Origin of the sequence: Streptomyces cyaneofuscatus, from assembly GCF_042718795.1 — a bacterium.
In the GTDB taxonomy this organism is placed as follows: Bacteria; Actinomycetota; Actinomycetes; order Streptomycetales; family Streptomycetaceae; genus Streptomyces; species Streptomyces cyaneofuscatus_A.
Window position 1 is genome coordinate 114,986 of record NZ_JBHXOX010000018.1, and the last position, 17,405, is coordinate 132,390.

Here is a 17,405-nt window from a genome sequence, read left to right on the forward strand (position 1 = left end):
CCCGGAACTGAGTCCCGGCGCCCACCCCCCCCGGCGCCGGGGCTCATCCATGTCCGGGTCCATGTCCGGGTCCACGTCCGGGTCCGCTTCGGGGTCCGTTTCCGGGTGGGACAGCGTGGGGTCCGGGTCCGTTCCCGGGTGAGGCCGCCCGGGTCAGCCGGGCGCCGAGGCCCTCCAGATACGCCACCAACTGTGGCGGCCCCTGCACCGTGAACTCGCAGTCCACGAGCGCCAGCCGCAGCGCCACCCACTCCAACGAGTCCGTGGACGAGGACCGCAGCCGGCAGCCGGCCTTCCCCTCCTCGCTCTCCTCCCCATCCGGCCCGTCCGGCCCAGGCCAAGGCTCCGGTACTCCGAGCGTCGGTGGCAGCCGGGCCGCCACGAACTCCGCCGGCGCCGCGAACCGCACATCGAGCAGCAACTCCGGCTGCCGGCCCGCCATCGACCGCGCGAAGTACCGCGCCGCGTCCTCCGCCCCACCTTCGCCGCCCTCCACGGGGAGCGGCCGGGGCGTGAACCGGGCGCCCGTCGCGAACGGCTCGGAGACCCGGTCCACCCGGAACGTCCGCCAGTCCGCCCGCAGCAGGTCGTACGCCACCAGATACCACCGCCGCCCCGTGCTCACCAGCCGGCACGGCTCGACCTGGCGCTTCGTCTCCGTACCGTCGCCGCTGCGGTACGAGAACCTCAGCGCCTCCTGCCCGGTGGCCGCCGAGGCCAGCGTCGTCAGGGTCTGCGGGTCGATGGTGGCCCCGTCGCCCCGGGTCAGCGGCACGGTGGCGTTCTGCAGCGCCGAGACCCGGTGCCGCAGCCGTGACGGCAGCACCTGTTCCAGCTTCGCCAGCGCCCGTACGGAGGCCTCGTCGACGCCCTCGATGGCGTGCCCGGCGCCCGCGCGCAGCCCTACCGCGATGGCGACCGCCTCCTCGTCGTCGAGCACGAGGGGCGGCATGGCGGCGCCCGCGACCAGGCGGTAGCCGCCCAGCGAACCGCGCGATGCCTCGACGGGGTAACCCAGTTCACGCAGCCGGTCGATGTCGCGGCGGACCGTGCGCGGGCTGACGTCGAGCCGTTCGGCCAGCTCCCCGCCGGGCCACTCGCGCGGGGTCTGGAGGAGCGACAGCAGTTTCAGCAGGCGTGCCGGGGTGTCGGTCATGGGATCCAGGATGCGCGGCCATCAGGTCACGATCAGTCCTAATGACCGCATAGCTTCTCCTCATGTCTTCTTCCGCAGCGCTGCCGGACCCGGCAGCGAACACCGCACCGAGCACGGCACCGAACACCGCATCGAGCACAGCACCGAACACCGCATCAAGCACAGCACCAAGGACGGCACCGAGCACCGCACCACCCCTGCCCGGCCCCGCCGACCGGCGCCGCTGGTTCGCCCTCGCCATCGTGATGACCGCGGCCTTCATGGACCTGGTCGACGTCACGATCGTCAACATCGCCATCCCGAGCATCAGCCAGGACATGGAGGCGTCCGTCTCCGCGATCCAGTGGATCACCGCCGGGTACGCGCTCGCGTTCGCGGCCGGACTGATCACGGGTGGCCGGCTCGGCGACATCTACGGGCGCAAGCGGCTCTTCCTCGTCGGCATCGCCGGGTTCACCGTGGCCTCGGCCCTCTGCGGCCTGGCCCCCAACGCCGACATACTCGTCGCCGCCCGCATCCTCCAGGGCGCGACGGCGGCCCTGATGGTGCCCCAGGTGCTCTCGATCGTGCACGCCACCTTCCCGGCGCACGAACGCGGCAAGGTCTTCGGCCTCTTCGGCGCGGTCGTCGGCCTCGGTGCGGTCTCCGGCCCGCTGCTGGGCGCGCTGCTCACGGAGTGGGACCTCTTCGGCCTCGGATGGCGGCCGATCTTCCTGATCAACCTGCCCGTCGGCATCGCGGGCCTGCTCCTCGGCGCCAAGTTCATCACCGAGTCCAAGGCACCCAGGGCCATGCGGCTGGACCTGGTGGGCGTCGGCCTGGTCACGCTCGCCATGCTGATGCTCATCTACCCGCTCACCCGCGGGCACGAGCTGGACTGGCCGCTCTGGGGCCACCTCTCGATGGTGGGCAGCCTGTTCGTCTTCGGGCTCCTCGTCCGGCACCAGCGGCAGAAGGCCGTCATCGACGGCTCACCGCTGATCGAGCTGTCCCTGTTCCGGGTCAAGAGCTTCGCGGCGGGCATCGCGGTGCAGCTCACCTTCGGCATCGGCCAGGGCATCTTCTTCCTGGTCTGGACCCTGTACATGCAGATGGGCCTGGGCTGGAGCGTCCTGCGGGCGGGTACGACGGGCATCCCGTTCTCCGTCGCCGTCTCGGTGGCCGCCGGGATCTCCGTTCAGAAGCTGGTGCCCCGCTTCGGCCGCAAGGTCCTCCAGGCGGGCGCGCTCCTGATGGTCGCCGGGCTGCTGACGTACCTCTGGGAGGCCGAGCACTACGGCATGGCCATCACCTCCTGGCAGATGGCGGTGCCGCTGGTCGTCATGGGCGTCGGGATGGGCCTGATCGTGGCGCCGCTGACCGACGCGATCCTCTCCGAGGTCCCCAAGGAGCACGCGGGCTCGGCGTCCGGGCTGATCAACACCGTGCAGCAGATGGGCACCGCGCTCGGCCTCGGCCTGGTGTCGGTGGTCTTCTTCGGCGCGATCGGCGACCGGCTGGCTCCGCAGGAGCTCGGTCCGGCCTTCGTGAACGCCTTCCAGCAGTCGCTGTGGTGGGTGGCCGGAGTGCTCGCGGTGATCTTCCTGCTGATGTTCGCGCTGCCGGCCCGGCCGAAGGCGCACGCGGAGGGCGAAGCGGCCGGTGACGGCCCGCTCGCCAAGGAGCCGGCGCTGAGGGGCTGAGAGGGCGCGTCGAGTGGCTCGGGCCGGGCCGACCTGGCCGGCCAAGGGCTGCCGGGGCGGGCACGCCGGCGCGCGGGCCGCCCGTCGGCCGGGGCGGGCCACCCCGGTGGGCGGCCCGTCAGGCTCAGCAGATCCTCGTACGGCTCTCCATCGCCGCCCGGGCCGTGTGCTCGTCCTCGTACACCTCGCACATGTGGCGGCCGTCCGGGGTGGCCGTGTGCTCGACCTCCCACAGGCTCGTCTCGCTGCCGTCCAGCAGCAGGAACGCGTGCTCGTAGAGCGTGAACCCGGCCTCCTGTCCGTCCACCTGGCACTGGCGCCCGAAGATCTGGGTGATGTGGTGGGCGAAGGCGGACCGGAGCAGCCGCGCCTTCGCCTCGTCCGGGCGGTCGCCGTTCTCCGCGCGGCGCAGGACCCGGCGGGCGTGGTCGGCCGAATTGTCGGGCGCGTACGTCCGGGGCGCCGGGGCCGGGGGAGCGGACATCAGGACCGTCAGGATCTCCATGTCCCCGCGGCTCGCCTCGTCACCGAAGGCCGGGGTGTCGGAGAGGCTCCCGGCCAGCCGGGCCGCCGCGATATGGGCGTCACCCTCGTCGGCGTAGAGCTCATGGCGCCGAGACTCCTGCTCGTCCCGGCCACCGCTGTGCACCAGCTCCCAGAGGGTCAGGTCCGAACCGTCGGTGAGGAGGTAGGTGTGACGGTAGGTCTCCCGGTGCAGGACCGGGCTGTGGTGTGACGAGTGCAGGGAACTGCTGTGCGCCAGCGCCGAACCGAGCAGGTCGACCGTGCTGTCGGGAAGGTCGAACGAGTTGAGGGCGCGTCGCAGGAGTCGGTCGAGGTGCTGCTCGGTTGTCTCGTACGGATCGCTCAAGGTGCTGTCTCCAGGCCGTCGCCGCGTGTTACTTGGTGCGTGCTTAACGTAGTCCCTGGGTCTGACATCGTGACCGGGGTTCGTAAAAACGTAAGGCGTCCGAGATAAGTTCCCCGTCTGTTCCCGGCGCATTTCGGGCGGTTGGGGGTGAACTCCCTTGCCTCGGTTGCGAGTCGGGCGCCCGCGCGCCCCCGCGCCCGTGCCGCGCGCCCCCGCCTCCCTACCCCTCCCCGTACAGATCGGCATGGGCGAGGAACGTGCCGCCCGGCCCCTGGACGCTCCCGGCCGCGCGTACGGCCTTCACGATCGCGCGGGCCAGTACGTCGGCGCCCGCCGCGAGGATCTCGTTGACCGCGACGGGGTTCTCCGACTCCACCCGCACCCGCCCCGTGGCCAGTGCGAACACCGTGTCCCCGTCGGTCAGCAGATGGACCGGGCGCACAGCACGGGCCATGCCGTCGTGCGCGGTGCCCGCCAGCTTCTGCGCCTGGGCCCGGATGAGGTCCGCGTCCGTCGCGACGACCGCGATCGTGGTGTTGAACGGCGGGGCCCCGCCCCCGGCCGCCTCCGCCGCCTCCTGTTCGTGCGCCAGTCGCCGTACCGCCGCCGCATGCGTCGCGGGCGCCGGGTGCGCGGGCGGCTCCCCGGCCCCGTACTCCCCGAACAGCACCCCGGTACGGGGGTCGAGCACCGAACCAGCCGCGTTCACCGCGACCAGGGCGGCGACGGTGACCCCGGAGGCGAGCCGCACGCTCGCCGTGCCGATGCCGCCCTTGAGCTGCCCGGCCACCGCGCCGGTGCCCGCGCCCACGTTCCCCTCGGCGACCGGCGCCCCCGGTTCGGAAGCGGCCGCCGCCTCCACCGCCGCCCGCCCGGTCGAGGCGTCGGGGCGGGCCCGCCAGTCGCCGCCCCGGCCGAGGTCGAAGAGGGCGGCCGCCGGGACGACCGGCACCACCTGTCCGGGCTCCGCGCCGACCCGGACGCCCCGGCCCTGCTCCTCCAGCCAGGCCACCACCCCGGACGCGGCGTCGAGCCCGTACGCGCTGCCGCCCGTGAGGACGATCGCGTCGACCCGCTGCACCAGGTTGCGCGGGTCCAGCGCATCCGTCTCCCGGGTCCCCGGCCCACCGCCCCGTACGTCCACGGCGGCCACCGCCCCGCCCTCCGGCGCCAGGACCACGGTCGTCCCGCTCAACGCCCCCGCCCCGCCCACCCGCGCGTGCCCCACCCGCACGCCGGCCACATCGGTCAGCGCGTCCAGCAACGGCGGCGCGTCCTGCGGCAACGCGGCACCCTCCGGTGACGGGGCGTCCGGTGGCGGCGGTGTCTCCGGCAGCGGCGGTGCCTCCGTCAACGGCGGTGTCTCCGGCGACGGCGGGCGCGGGTCCTCGGCGGCGGTCATCGGGCACTCCTCGGCTCGGCGGCCGGCGCCCACGGCCGGGCGCGGCCTCGTCCACGTACGCTCCGAACGTACCGGCGGTCGCCGGGCCTGTCCCCTGCCCCTGCCCCCTGCGCCTGTCCGGGCGACCCCCTCACCCCCTTACCTCCCAAAACGGGTCCAATTGCCGTAAACGGCCCTACGGTGGCCGAGTGACCGAGCCGCCAGAAGACCCCGCAGCCCCCGCCCCAGCCGAGCCCCATCCCCCCAGCGGCCCCGGAAGCGCGAACCCCAGCGGCCCCGGGAGCGTGAACCCCAGCAGCCCCGGGGGCGCGGTCCCCGCCGGTTCCGCGGTCGCGGCGCCCGGCGAATCCGCCGCCCCGCCCCCCGCCGCCACCGGCCCCCACTCGGTCACCGCCCGGGCGACCCTGGCCGGAGTGGTGGTCTCCGCCCTGTTGATCGTCGCGATCGTGCTCGGCAGCCGTATGCTGCGCAACTTCGACTCGGCGCTCCTCCCGTACGCCGTCGCCACGGTCTTCCTCGCCTTCGGCGTCGCCTACCGCTACACGGTCTGGATCTCCGCCCCCGGCGCCCGACGCCTCTTCAGACAGGGCTGGCGCAGCCTCTTCTCGTACGAGAACTTCCGTCAGGCGCCCACCGCCCTGCCGAAGATGATCGCCACCTACCTCGGCTTCCAGAAGTTCCTCGGCGCCCGGTCACACGCCCGCTGGGCCGCCCACCAACTGATCTTCTGGGGCTGCGTCCTCGCCGCGCTGATCACCTTCCCGTTGACCTGGGGCTGGTTCACCTTCACCTCCGGCAGCGGCTCGGGACCCGGCTACGAGATGCGGATCTGGGGCATCAAGATCCTCGGCTTCGACTCGCTCTCCGTCCTCGGCTGGCTGATGTTCCACGGCCTGGACATCGCGGCCGTCCTCGTCATCCCCGGCGCCTCCTACTTCCTGTGGCGCCGGATGAAAGACCGCGGCGCCTCGACCGGCCAGCGTTTCGCCTACGACCTGGTCCCGCTGATCGCGTTGATCGTCATCTCCGTGACCGGGCTGCTGCTCACCTTCTCCTCGCTCTTCCTGCACGGCGGCGGCTACCAGTTCCTGGCGATCCTCCACATGGTCTCGGTGGTCTTCACCCTCATCTACATCCCGTTCGGCAAGTTCTTCCACATCGTCCAGCGCCCGGCCGCCGTCGGCATGCAGCTGTTCAAGTACACCGGCCGCCAGGACGACCAGGTCTTCGCCTGCCGCCGCTGCGGGCAACCCATCGACACCGGCCCGTACGTCGAGAACCTGCGCGGCACCATGCGCGACCTCAGCCTCGACTTCGACGCCTGGGCCGAGTACTGCCCGCGCTGCAAGCGGGTGCTGCGCGGCAGCGCCTACCTCTCCCATGTGAAGAAGGGCTTCCAGTGACCGCGGAACCGCGAGCCGCCGCCGACCGCCGCACCTTCATCCCGCTCGACCCCTCCCTCGCCCCGCCCGGCACCCGCGCCTTCCGGGACGCCGGCGGTATCCCGGCCGACCAGTGGCACGCCGACCAGAACGGCGAGACGCTCGTGCCCACCCACTGCTGCTTCTGCGGTGTCCAGTGCGGGATGTATCTGCGCGTGGACCGGGGCGGCAAGATCTTCGGCGTCGAACCCCGCAACCACGACATCAACCGGATGCGGCTCTGCCCCAAGGGCATCAACGCCTACCAGCAGGTCAACCACCCCGACCGGCTCACCGCCCCGCTGATGCGCCGCTCCCGCGACGAGGAGTTCCGGGAGGTCTCCTGGGAGGAGGCGCTCGACTTCACCGTCGCCGAGGTCCAGCGCATCCAGCAGACCTACGGCAACGACGCCTTCGGGCTGCTCGGCGGCGCCAGCCTGTTCTCCGAGAAGACGTATCTGGTCGGCAAGTTCGCCCGGGTCGCCCTCAAGTCCCGGCACGTCGACTACAACGGCCGCCTCTGCATGGTCAGCGCGGCCGGTGCGAACAAGCTCGCCTTCGGCATCGACCGGGCCGGCAACCCCTTCTCCGACATCCTCCTCACCGACTGCCTGCTCATCGCCGGATCCAACGTCGGCGAGTGCTTCCCCGTGATGACCCAGTACGTCTGGGGAGCCCGGGACCGCGGGGCCAGCCTCATCGTCGTCGACCCGCGCGAGACCGCCATCGCCCGGACCGCCGACATCCACGTTGCCCTCAAACCCGGCACCGACTCGGCCTTCTTCACCTCCGTACTGAACGTCGTCATCGCCGAAGGGCTCACCGACGAGAACTTCCTCGCCGCCCACGCCACCGGCTGGGAGGAGGTCAAGGCCAAGGCCGCCGAGTACCCGCCCTCCCGCGCCGCCGCCATCTGCGGCGTCCCCGCCGAGCAGATCGTCCAGGTCGCCCGCACCTTCGCCCGCGCGCCGAAGGCCATGGCCTGGCACGCCCGGGGCATCGAACACCACTCGCAGGGCGTCGAGAACTGCCTCTCCGTGATCAGCCTCTGCGCCGCCACCGGCCACATCGGCAAGCCCGGCGCCGGATACGGCACCATCACCGGCCAGGGCAACGGCCAGGGCGGCCGCGAACACGGCCAGAAGTCCGACCTGCTCCCCGGCGGCCGCTCCATCACCAACCCCGAGCACCGCCGTCAGATCTGCGAGATCTGGGGCATCGAGGAGTCCGAACTCCCGCCCGCCGGCACCTCCATGATGGAGATGGTCTGGCAGATGCAGCGTCGCGAGATCCGCGGGCTGATCGGCATCTGCAACAACCCCTTCGTCTCCCTGCCCAACTACCGGGTGGTCAAGGAGGGGTACGACGCCACCGAGTTCCACGCCCAGTTCGACTTCTTCCTCTCCGAGACCGCCGCCAACGCGCACGTCGTCTTCCCCGTCACCACCTGGGCCGAGGACGAAGGGGTGATGGCCAACGCCGAGGCCCGCGTGGTCAAGCACAACAAGGCCCAGGACCCGCCCCCAGGTGTCCGCACCGACACCTGGGTGATGTGCGAACTCGCCCGCCGCCTGGGCGCCGGGGACAAGTTCGACTTCCCCGACTCCCGGTCCGTCTTCGAGGAACTGCGCACCGCCTCCGCCGGCACCGTCAACGACTACTACGGCATCACCTACGAACGGCTGGAGGAGACCGGCGGCATCGCCTGGCCCTGCCCCACCACCGACCACCCCGGCACCCCGCGCCTCTTCGAGGGCGGGACGACCTATCACCCCGACGGCAAGATCCACCTCCAGGTCGTCGAGTGGCACCCGCCGATGGACCCGTACGACGACGAGCACCCCATGTCGCTCACCACCGGCCGGACCGTGGCCCACTTCCTCTCCGGCAACCAGACCCGCAGGCTCGGCGCCCTCGTGGAGCAGACCCCACGCCCCTGGGCCGAGATCCACCCCTCCCATGGCTTCCGCAACGGCGAGCCCGTACGGATCGTGACCCGGCGCGGCAGCGAGGTGTTCCCCGCCCTGGTCACCGAGGCGATCCGCCCGGACACCGTCTTCGTCCCCTACCACTGGCCCGTCCCCACCGCGGCCAACGCCCTCACCATCGACGCGCTCGACCCGCGCTCCAAGATCCCCGAGTACAAGGTCTGCGCCTGCCGGATCGAGCACGCCGACCGGATCGACGAGGTCCCCGCCCCGCCGGTCGCCCCCGGCCACGTCGCCTACCCGGAGACCCAGGTCTCCCGTACCGACCCGCTGCCTCCCACGGCCCCGCAGGGCCGTGGCACCTCGGAGAGGAGCTGAGCCCCCATGATGGGCCGCACGATCTTCATCGACCCGGGGCGCTGCATCGGCTGCCAGGCCTGTGTCTCCGCCTGCCGTGAATGCGACTCGCACCGCGGTAAATCGATGATCCACCTCGACTACACCGACGAAGGTCACTCCGTCGCCTCCCTTCCCACCGTCTGCATGCACTGCGAGGACCCGGTCGCGCCCTGCGCCGAGGTCTGTCCCGCCGACGCGATCCTGGTGACCGCCGACGGGGTGGTGCAGCAGGCCGACACCACCCGCTGCATCGGCTGTGCCAACTGCGTCAACGCCTGCCCCTTCGGCGTACCGAAGATCGACCTCGGGGCGAAGCTCCAGCTGAAGTGCAACCTCTGCTACGACCGCACCGCCTACGGCCTCGCCCCCATGTGCGCCACCGTCTGCCCGACCGGGGCGCTCTTCTACGGGACCGTCGAGGAGCTCCAGGCCGAGCGCCCCGGCGTCCAGGTCGCCGACACCTTCGTCTTCGGCGAGACCGAGGTCCGCACCGGCGTGGCCATGGTCGTCCCCGCCGAGAAGGTGCAGTGGCCGGTCCCCGGCGGTCTGCCCGTCGTCGAGATCAACGGGAAGGACGTCCGCCGATGAGCGTCACCGAACAGCAGCAGGGCGGCGACCACCCGACCGGAGGGGACCCGCGCGAGGCGCTCCAGGACCGGATCGCCGCCGACTCCCTCACCACCCGGCGCGACTACCTCCGGATCGTCACCACCGTCTCCGGCGGCCTCGCCGTCGGCGGCATCGGCGTCGCCGCGGGCATCCTGCACCGCCACGGCGACGACGAGGACGGCAAGGCCCCCGAGGCGAAACGCATCGCCCAGCGGCTGCCACCCGGCGAGTCCATCGCCTTCCGCTACCCGGGCGAGGAGGACCGGGCCGTCGCCGTCCGCCTCGACGACGGCACCCTCGTCGGCTACTCCGCCGTCTGCACCCACCTCGCCTGCGCCGTGCTCTGGCGCAAGGACCGGGGCCGGGAGGGCGAGCTGTACTGCCCCTGCCACGAGGGCGTCTTCGACGCCCGCTCCGGTGAGGTGACCGCAGGACCACCGCCGCGCGGGCTGCCGAAGGTCGTCGTCATCGAGGAGACCGACGGCAGTATCTGGGCCGTCGGGACCACCCGCTCCGGCGAGAGCGTCGAGGCGGGCCTCTGCCGCCAGCTCGGCGGCGAACGCCCCGACCTCGCCGCCCGTATCGGCTGCCCCGACATCGGCTCCGGCGCCGAATCCCCGCCCCGGGCCCCGGGCGCCCGGCCCTCGCCCCGCGTCGCGAGGCCCGGCCCCGCAGGCGGCGGTGCGTCGGCCGCCCCGAGCCGCCCCGGCGCTCCCGCCACCGCCGGCCCCACCGAGACCCCCGGCAGGCGGGCATGACCGATGCCCCGCACCCCGAGCAGCCGCTGCCACCCCCGGGCAGCCACTACCCGACGTACCACCCGGGCAGCGCCGACCCCGCGCTGAACCGGCCCGTCCACGAGCGGTATCCGCAGATCCGCCCCACCAGCGGTTACGGAGACCCCCGCGTCCGCCACACCGGGCCCGGCCCCGGCGCGGGTACCGACCAGGAACCCGAGCGCTCCTCGAAGCTGACCGCCCGCCTCGCCCTGGCGATGACCGTGGTCGTGGGCCAGCTCTGGGGCCTGACCGTGCTGATCGACGAGTGGATGGAGGGCAACACCGGCACGGCCTGGTGGGGAGCCGGCTTCCTCTGCCTGTCGTTCCTCGCGGTGCTCGGCCTGTGGCTGATGGACCCGAAGGACCGCTGACGGCTGGCAGACCCTGAGGGCCGCTGACGTCCGCCGGGCCCGGAAGCCGGACGCACCCCGTCGCGGGAGCCGCCCCGCCCGGCGGCGGCCCGCACCCCGCCGCCGGCCGCCGTACCCTGGAACCATGAGTGCCGCCCCCGCCCCCGGTCCGCGAGATGCGAAGCAGCAGCCGCAGGCACAGCCCCAGCAGCCGCAGGCACAGCCGTCGCAGGAACCGAAGCCGAAGCCCAAGCCGGTTCTGGTCTTCGACGATCCACTGGACCAGCAGTCCGCGGACGACACGGACCGGGGATGGGGCGAGCGGCCCTCCGGCAACTCCTCCGCCGCCGACCTCGCGCGCTTCCTCGACGAGAAGCCGCCCCACCACATCTGAACCGCCGATCGGCGGGCTACCGCTCCCCGTCCCGGCCCGGCAGCGCCCCTCCCCCCTCGCCCGGCCCACCGGCACCGGACCCACCGGCACCCGCCGCGCCACCACCGCGCTGCGCGACCAGGGCGTCGCGGATCTCCTTGAGCACCTCCAGCTCGCTCACCTCCAGCGTCTCCTGCACGCCCTCCTTGGCGGCCTGCATCGCCGCCCGCCGGGCGAGGTACTTGGCCATCGGCAGCACCATCAGGAAGTACACGACCGCCGCGGTGATCAGGAAGCTGAGGGTGGCGCTGAGCACCGAGCCCCACAGGATCTCGATCCCGTCCATCTCGCCGGTGGCCGGGTCCTTGGTGCACGGGCCCTGGAGACAGGAGCTGTAGTTGTCCAGGTCCTGCGTGCCGAACGCACCGACCACGGGATTGATGACGCCCTTGACGACGGCGTTCACGATGTTCGTGAACGCGGCCCCGATGACGACGGCCACCGCAAGGTCGATCACATTGCCGCGCATCAGGAAGGCCTTGAAGCCCTCCAGCAGACTGACCTTCTTCTCGCTCACAGGTGAGCCTTCTTTCGCATGTGCGGTGATGGGAGCAAACTGCTCCGCCACCTAAGGCGGGAGAAGGCAACAGTGTCCAGTCCGGTAATGCCCACGAGTGACTTGAGGGTGCGTCAGTTCGCATCGGACACCGCCAGCGCCAGCCGTCCCGAGGCGCCCGCGCCCAGCAGCGCCGTCGCCGTGGACCGCTCCACGGACAGCATCACCAGAGCCCCCTCCGGTGCCGCGCCCCAGCCGGTCACCCCCTCACCGCCGCTCCGGAGGCCGCCGCCACCTTCGGCGATCCGCTCCGGAACCCGTGCCACCCGCACCCCGCGTGCCACCAGTCGGGCGTCGTCCCCCGCCTCGCCGACCGCGATCACGTCGACGTGGTCACCCGGGCGCAACAGCCGCACCGTCGCCGCGTCCGCGATCCGCACCGGCGCCGAGACGAGCCGCGCCGACGGTCGCCCGGACCCCGCCGCCGTATCCGATGCCGCCGTATCGGACACGGCCGTACCGGACACGGCGGCGCTGTCCGAGGCGGCGCCGGCGGACGCGGCGGTCCCGGACGCGGTGCTGCCCAGGCTCGTCGTGGCCAGTGCCGCACCCGCCAGGGCGATCCCCGCGGCGATCGCACGCCGCTGTCCGCGCAGCATCCGCCGCAGCCGGTACGCGCCGCCGCCCCGCACCCGCAGCGGTGCGAACGGCCCCACCCCGCAGGGGGCGGGCGGCGGCGCCGGGGGCCGGGCGTGAAAAGGGGACGGGGGCATGGCGTCACCTGCAATCGGACGAGGGGTGCCCGGCCGGAGATCCCGGCCGAACTCCCCTCACGATCCACGGTCCGCACGCATCCCGCTGAGCCCTGTGGACAACCTCGGGATTGTGGACAACTCCGTCACCCGATCCGGTACCCCGGCCCGGCAGTGACCCGTCGCCACGGCAGCGCGCGACCCCGCCCCTACGGCAGCGCGACCCCCGTCTCGATCCCGTCCAGCGCGTGCGCGCAGGTGCAGTTGCGGGCGTCGGTGTCCGGCAGCGCGCCCACCGCGTCGAACAGCACCGACCTGAGCCGGTCCACGTTGGCCGCGAAGACCTGGAGCACCTCCTCGTGGGAGACGCCCTCACCCGCCTCGGCACCCGCGTCCAGGTCGGTCACCAGGGTCATCGTGGTGTAGCAGAGCCCCAGTTCCCGGGCGAGCACGGCTTCCGGATGCCCGGTCATCCCGACCACCGACCAGCCCATCGCCGCGTGCCAGCGGGATTCCGCGCGGGTGGAGAAGCGCGGCCCCTCGACCACCACCAGGGTCCCGCCGTCCACCGGCTCCCAGCCGCGTCCGCGCGCCGCGGTCAGCGCGGCCTTCCGGCCCTCGGGGCAGTACGGGTCGGCGAAGCCCAGGTGCACGACGTTGGGTACGGTCCCGTCGGCCCGGGTCTCACCGTCGTAATAGGTCTGCACCCGGGCCTTGGTGCGGTCCACCAACTGGTCCGGGACGAGCAGGGTGCCCGGTCCGAACTCCGGTCGCAGACCGCCGACGGCGCACGGGCCCAGCACCTGGCGGACCCCGACGGAGCGCAGCGCCCAGAGGTTGGCCCGGTAGTTGATGCGGTGGGGCGGCAGGTGGTGGCCGCGGCCGTGGCGGGGCAGGAAGGCCACCCGGCGGCCGCCGATCTCGCCGAGGAAGACCGAGTCGCTGGGCTTCCCGTAAGGGGTGTCCACGGAGACCTCGGTGACGTCCTCCAGGAAGGAGTAGAAGCCCGAGCCGCCGATGACCCCGATCTCCGCCCCCGGCGCCGTACCCGCGATGTCTGTGCCGGAGCTCGTGTCCGTATGTGCGTTCACCATGCGGTCACCGTATCCGGGGGAGTGCGCGGAGCCGCGCCCGGGAAACGCACGGACCCCGCCGGGTCGATCGGCGGGGTCCGGTGAAGCGTGTGGGGCGTACGCCGGCTCAGGCGGCCGACGAACCGCTCGACGACGAGGCCGGCGCGGGCGCCGACGACGAGGAGGAAGCGGAGGACGACGAAGCACTCGACTTCGCCTCCGAACCCGTCGACGCCGACGTGGACGGGGACGACGAACCGGAGTCGGACGACTTCGAGGTCGACGTCGCCGGCGTGCTGCTCGACGAGGAGCCGCGGCTGTCGTTCCGGTAGAAACCGGAACCCTTGAAGACGATGCCGACCGCAGAGAACACCTTCTTCAGGCGTCCGTCGCAGTTCGGGCACACGGTCAGGGCGTCATCGGTGAACTTCTGCACCGCCTCGAGGCCCTCGCCGCACTCGGTGCACTGGTACTGATAGGTCGGCACTTGCTCCTCCTGGCACTCTCACTCAATGAGTGCTAACGACGGTCCATACTGACGTATTCCGCGGGATCAGTCCACCATGACCGGCTCGCGGTGACCGATCCCACGTGCGACGGTCCGGCCCGCGGACCTCGGGGCCAGCCGTGAGCGCAGGGCCAGCAGGGTCGCCAGCGCCAGTACGGTACCGGCCAGCGGGACCAGGAACCCGGTGCTCGCACCGTGGGCGTCGGCGAGCTGTCCCGCCACGGTCACGGCGGCCGCCTGGCCCAGTGCCACGGCGCCCGTGAGCCAGGTGAAGGCCTCGGTGCGGGCGGTGGCGGGCACCAGCGACTCGACCAGCGTGTAGCCGCTGATCAGCGCCGGGGCGATGCAGAGGCCGACCAGCAGGCCGAGCCCGGCCAGCAGCGGTACGGAGTGCACGGCCCAGAGTCCGGACGCCATGAGGGTCAGCGCCACGTAGCCGACGACGAGGCGGCGCTGCGGGCTGCTCTTCCAGGCGATGGCGCCGCAGACGATGCCGGCCAGCATGTTGCCCGCCGCGAAGATCCCGTACAGCAGACCGTTGACGCCGGGGTGGCCGATCTCCTCGGAGAACGCCGTCAGCGAGACCTGCATGCCGCCGAAGACCGCGCCGATGCCCAGGAAGGCGACGACGAGCACCCGGACGCCGGGGACGGAAAGGGCCGAGGTGTGCGGCCGGTCCGCGGTGGCGGCGGGGCGGGGAGCGGGCTGGGTGGCGCGCTGCGCGGCGAAGAGCAGGCCGCCGATGAGGGTGAGGGCGGCCTCGGTGATCAGGCCGGCCGCCGGGTGCACGCCGGTGCACAGCGCGGTCGCGATGACCGGTCCGAGGACGAAGGTGAACTCGTCCGTCACCGACTCGAAGGCGGCGGCGGTGGACATCAGCGGGGAGGCGGGCCGGTCCGGGGTGGCCCCCAGCATCGCGGCCCAGCGGGCGCGCACCATCGGGCCGATCTGCGGGACCGAGGCCCCGGTGGGTACCGCGGCGGCGAACAGCGCCCACAGGGGTGCGTCCGCGAGCGCCAGCGCGGTCAGGGCGCCGACGGAGACGGTGTGCAGCAGGACGCCGGGCAGCAGGACGGCCCGCTGGCCGAACCGGTCGGCGAGTTTGCCGCCCTGCGGGGCCACCAGCGCCATCGAGACGCCCGCGATGGCCGCGACGGCGCCCGCGGTTCCGTAGGAGCCGGTGGTGTGCTGTACGAGCAGCACGATGCCGATGGTCAGCATCGCGAAGGGCTGCCGTGCGGCGAAGCCCGGAAGGAGGAAGGTCCACGCACCGGGGGTGCGGAGCAGTTGCCCGTATCCGGGGCGGTCGGTGACCGTGTCTGCCACGGTCCTTGCCTTTCTGCCGCCTGGTGGCAGTGCTTCCCGGCGCCTTTGTGGGGCGGGCCGGACGGAAGCGGCCGAGAGCTGTCCTCTTCGCGCGGAACTGCGGTAGATGCCGGGCGACTCGCTGCCATCGGCGAGGAAACGCCGGGCGAAGAGGCACCACGACCGCCATACGGTCGCGCCAGCTCTGCATCAGACAGAGTTGGTCGATCAGTGTGCCTTTCATCGTACAGGCCAGAAACCCTGTGCGCCTGTGAATGCGCACAGGGTTTCCTGCCGGGCCTGTGATCCGCGCCCTACAGGGGACGCGTGTGCGTACTACCGGCGACGCGCGTTCTGCTAGCGACGCGCGTTCGTCCTGGGTGCGTCGTCGGCAGGTCCGAGCTTCTTGACGGGCCTGACCGGTTTCACGGCCTGGCGGACGCCGGCTCCGCCCGGCGCCGAGGCTTTCGCGGGCCTGGGAGGTGCGGGACGGCCCGGCGTACGGGATGCTCCGGCCGCGGAGCCCGTACCCAGCCAGCCGGCCAGCTTGCCGCCCTCGCCGACCGCCCGGAGCCGGGCCTCGGCCTGGTCGCGCACCGGGTCGGTCGCCACCACGAGCAGCTCGTCGCCGCGCCGCAGGACCGTGGTGGGGGAGGGCACGAAGCTCTCCTCCTGGCGGACCACCAGCGTGACCGCCGCCCCGGCCGGGAGCCGGAGCTCGCCGACCTCGACGCCGTGCATCTTGGACTTCTCCGGGATGTCGACCGACAACAGGTGGCCGCGCAGCCGCTCCAACGGGGCGGACTCGACGCCCAGGTCGTCCGCCTCGGCCTCGTCGTCGGCGATCTTCAGCTTGCCCGCGACCCAGGGCAGCGTCGGGCCCTGGATCAGCGTGTAGACGATGACGAGGACGAAGACGATGTTGAAGATCCTGGTGCTGCCCTCCACCCCGGAGACCATCGGAATGGTCGCCAGGATGATGGGTACGGCCCCGCGCAGTCCGGCCCACGACATCAGGACCTTCTCGCGGGCCGGCAGCCGGAACGGCGCCAGGCTGAGGAAGACCGACAGTGGCCGGGCCACCATCGTCAGCACCAGGCCCACCACGACGGCGGGCCAGAAGTCGTCGACCAGGTCGTGCGGGGTGACCAGCAGGCCGAGCAGCACGAACATGCCGATCTGGGCCAGCCAGCCCAGCCCGTCGGCGAAGCCGCGGGTGGCGGGCCAGTGCGGCAGCTTGGAGTTGCCGAGGATCATGGCCGCCAGGTAGACCGCGAGGAACCCGCTGCCGTGGACCATGGCGCCCGCCGCGTACGCCGTCACGGCGATGGCCATCACGGCGATCGGGTAGAGGCCGGAGGCGGGCAGGGCGACGTGCCGCAGCCCCAGGGACCCCAGCCAGCCCACCGTGATGCCGATGGCGGCGCCGATGGCCAGCTCCAGGGCGATCTCGCCGATCAGGAGATACCAGTGCTCGACCGGGCCGACGGCGGAGAACGCGATGACAAGGATGACCACGGGGGCGTCGTTGAAGCCGGACTCGGCCTCCAGGAGACCGGTGATCCGGGACGGCAGCGGCACACGGCGCAGCACGGAGAAGACGGCCGCGGCATCGGTGGAGGAGACGACCGCGCCGATGATGAGGGCCTGCCGCCAGTCGAGGCCGACGAGATAGTGCGCGGCCGCGGCCGTGATGCCCACGCTGATGCCGACGCCGACGGTGGAGACCACCGCGGCCGCGGGCAGGACGGGGCGGACCTCTTTCCACTTCGCCCCGAGTCCGCCCTCGGCCAGGATGACGACCAGGGCGGCGTAGCCGATCACCTGGGTCAGCTCGGCGTTGTCGAACTTGACGTCGAAGATGCCGTCCTGCCCCAGGGCGATCCCGATGCCGAGATACAGGAGCAGGCTGGGGAGCCCGCTGCGCGAGGAGATCCGTACCGCCGCCACGGCGACGAGCAGGACGAGCGAGCAGACGAGCAGGAGTTCGTTGAGCGCGTGGACAGTCAGGGTCCGTTCCTTCCCTGCGTGCGCCTGCCGGATCGACCTCCGGCAGCCAGTTACTTCGTTACCTTACCTAATCTTTAACGTTTCCTTGATGGCTTCCGGCGTTCGCATCGAAGCTTCGCGCGTTCCTACGAGGCACACGCAAATGGATGCATCCCTATACCGCGTCCGAGTGGCTTACCGGCTGCGCCTATGGTTGCTCCTGCACTCCCAGGACCACCCTGCCCCTCGAAG

General features: G+C 72.2%; 16 protein-coding genes. 7 read left to right on the forward strand and 9 right to left on the reverse strand.

All coding sequences use genetic code 11. The annotated features are described in order from the left end of the window. Nucleotides 1–43 precede the first annotated feature (43 nt). Nucleotides 44–1,156 carry a helix-turn-helix transcriptional regulator gene (locus tag ACFWRT_RS21615; protein WP_380950280.1) on the reverse strand — a complete coding sequence of 371 codons (1,113 nt, stop codon included), beginning with the start codon at nucleotides 1,154–1,156 and terminating at the stop codon, nucleotides 44–46. A 62-nt stretch (nucleotides 1,157–1,218) separates the two neighbouring features. Here ACFWRT_RS21615 and ACFWRT_RS21620 point away from each other — a divergent pair, with 62 nt between their 5' ends. Continuing rightward, nucleotides 1,219–2,838: an MFS transporter gene (locus ACFWRT_RS21620; RefSeq protein ID WP_380950279.1), complete on the forward strand. Its 1,620-nt coding sequence runs from the start codon at nucleotides 1,219–1,221 to the stop codon at nucleotides 2,836–2,838. Nucleotides 2,839–2,962: 124 nt separating this feature from the next. On the opposite strand, the gene ACFWRT_RS21625 is transcribed toward ACFWRT_RS21620, so the two are convergent. Both ACFWRT_RS21625 and ACFWRT_RS21630 read right to left on the reverse strand, forming a co-directional pair. Continuing rightward, entirely contained in the window at nucleotides 2,963–3,709 is a 747-nt protein-coding gene (locus ACFWRT_RS21625) for a DUF6227 family protein (protein ID WP_380950278.1), read from the reverse strand. Between the two features lie 220 nt (nucleotides 3,710–3,929). Further along, on the reverse strand, nucleotides 3,930–4,994 hold the full coding sequence (locus tag ACFWRT_RS21630; RefSeq protein ID WP_380950379.1) for a P1 family peptidase: 1,065 nt from the start codon (nucleotides 4,992–4,994) through the stop codon (nucleotides 3,930–3,932). A 305-nt stretch (nucleotides 4,995–5,299) separates the two neighbouring features. Here ACFWRT_RS21630 and ACFWRT_RS21635 point away from each other — a divergent pair, with 305 nt between their 5' ends. From ACFWRT_RS21635 to ACFWRT_RS21660, 6 genes are all read left to right on the forward strand, one after another. Beyond that, complete coding sequence (locus tag ACFWRT_RS21635) at nucleotides 5,300–6,514, forward strand: MFS transporter (RefSeq protein ID WP_380950277.1); 1,215 nt, start codon at nucleotides 5,300–5,302, stop codon at nucleotides 6,512–6,514. Next, nucleotides 6,511–8,838 (forward strand): molybdopterin oxidoreductase family protein, encoded by a 2,328-nt coding sequence (locus ACFWRT_RS21640; RefSeq protein WP_380950276.1) that lies wholly within the window; start codon nucleotides 6,511–6,513, stop codon nucleotides 8,836–8,838. The genes ACFWRT_RS21635 and ACFWRT_RS21640 overlap by 4 nt, the downstream gene beginning before the upstream one ends. A 6-nt stretch (nucleotides 8,839–8,844) precedes the next feature. Beyond that, on the forward strand, nucleotides 8,845–9,447 hold the full coding sequence (locus ACFWRT_RS21645) for a 4Fe-4S dicluster domain-containing protein (RefSeq protein WP_015609150.1): 603 nt from the start codon (nucleotides 8,845–8,847) through the stop codon (nucleotides 9,445–9,447). Continuing rightward, complete coding sequence (locus tag ACFWRT_RS21650) at nucleotides 9,444–10,226, forward strand: QcrA and Rieske domain-containing protein (protein ID WP_380950275.1); 783 nt, start codon at nucleotides 9,444–9,446, stop codon at nucleotides 10,224–10,226. Before ACFWRT_RS21645 ends, ACFWRT_RS21650 begins: the two co-directional genes overlap by 4 nt. Beyond that, nucleotides 10,223–10,618 carry a hypothetical protein gene (locus ACFWRT_RS21655; protein ID WP_317820289.1) on the forward strand — a complete coding sequence of 132 codons (396 nt, stop codon included), beginning with the start codon at nucleotides 10,223–10,225 and terminating at the stop codon, nucleotides 10,616–10,618. Before ACFWRT_RS21650 ends, ACFWRT_RS21655 begins: the two co-directional genes overlap by 4 nt. A 124-nt stretch (nucleotides 10,619–10,742) precedes the next feature. Next, complete coding sequence (locus tag ACFWRT_RS21660) at nucleotides 10,743–10,991, forward strand: hypothetical protein (RefSeq protein WP_380950274.1); 249 nt, start codon at nucleotides 10,743–10,745, stop codon at nucleotides 10,989–10,991. Nucleotides 10,992–11,007: 16 nt separating this feature from the next. Here ACFWRT_RS21660 and mscL read toward each other — a convergent pair whose 3' ends face one another. The 6 genes from mscL to ACFWRT_RS21690 form a co-directional block, all read right to left on the reverse strand. Beyond that, nucleotides 11,008–11,547: a large conductance mechanosensitive channel protein MscL gene (mscL, locus tag ACFWRT_RS21665; protein ID WP_380950273.1), complete on the reverse strand. Its 540-nt coding sequence runs from the start codon at nucleotides 11,545–11,547 to the stop codon at nucleotides 11,008–11,010. A gap of 113 nt (nucleotides 11,548–11,660) precedes the next feature. Continuing rightward, entirely contained in the window at nucleotides 11,661–12,299 is a 639-nt protein-coding gene (locus ACFWRT_RS21670) for a hypothetical protein (protein WP_380950272.1), read from the reverse strand. 188 nt (nucleotides 12,300–12,487) lie between these two features. Continuing rightward, on the reverse strand, nucleotides 12,488–13,372 hold the full coding sequence (locus tag ACFWRT_RS21675; protein ID WP_380950271.1) for an S-methyl-5'-thioadenosine phosphorylase: 885 nt from the start codon (nucleotides 13,370–13,372) through the stop codon (nucleotides 12,488–12,490). Nucleotides 13,373–13,478: 106 nt separating this feature from the next. Further along, a complete protein-coding gene (locus tag ACFWRT_RS21680; RefSeq protein WP_380950270.1) occupies nucleotides 13,479–13,838 on the reverse strand; it encodes an FmdB family zinc ribbon protein in 360 nt (119 codons plus the stop codon). A 66-nt stretch (nucleotides 13,839–13,904) separates the two neighbouring features. Continuing rightward, complete coding sequence (locus ACFWRT_RS21685) at nucleotides 13,905–15,185, reverse strand: MFS transporter (RefSeq protein ID WP_380950269.1); 1,281 nt, start codon at nucleotides 15,183–15,185, stop codon at nucleotides 13,905–13,907. 336 nt (nucleotides 15,186–15,521) lie between these two features. Then, nucleotides 15,522–17,174, reverse strand: coding sequence for a potassium/proton antiporter (locus tag ACFWRT_RS21690; protein ID WP_380950378.1), 1,653 nt, complete (start codon nucleotides 17,172–17,174; stop codon nucleotides 15,522–15,524). Between the last annotated feature and the right edge of the window lie 231 nt (nucleotides 17,175–17,405).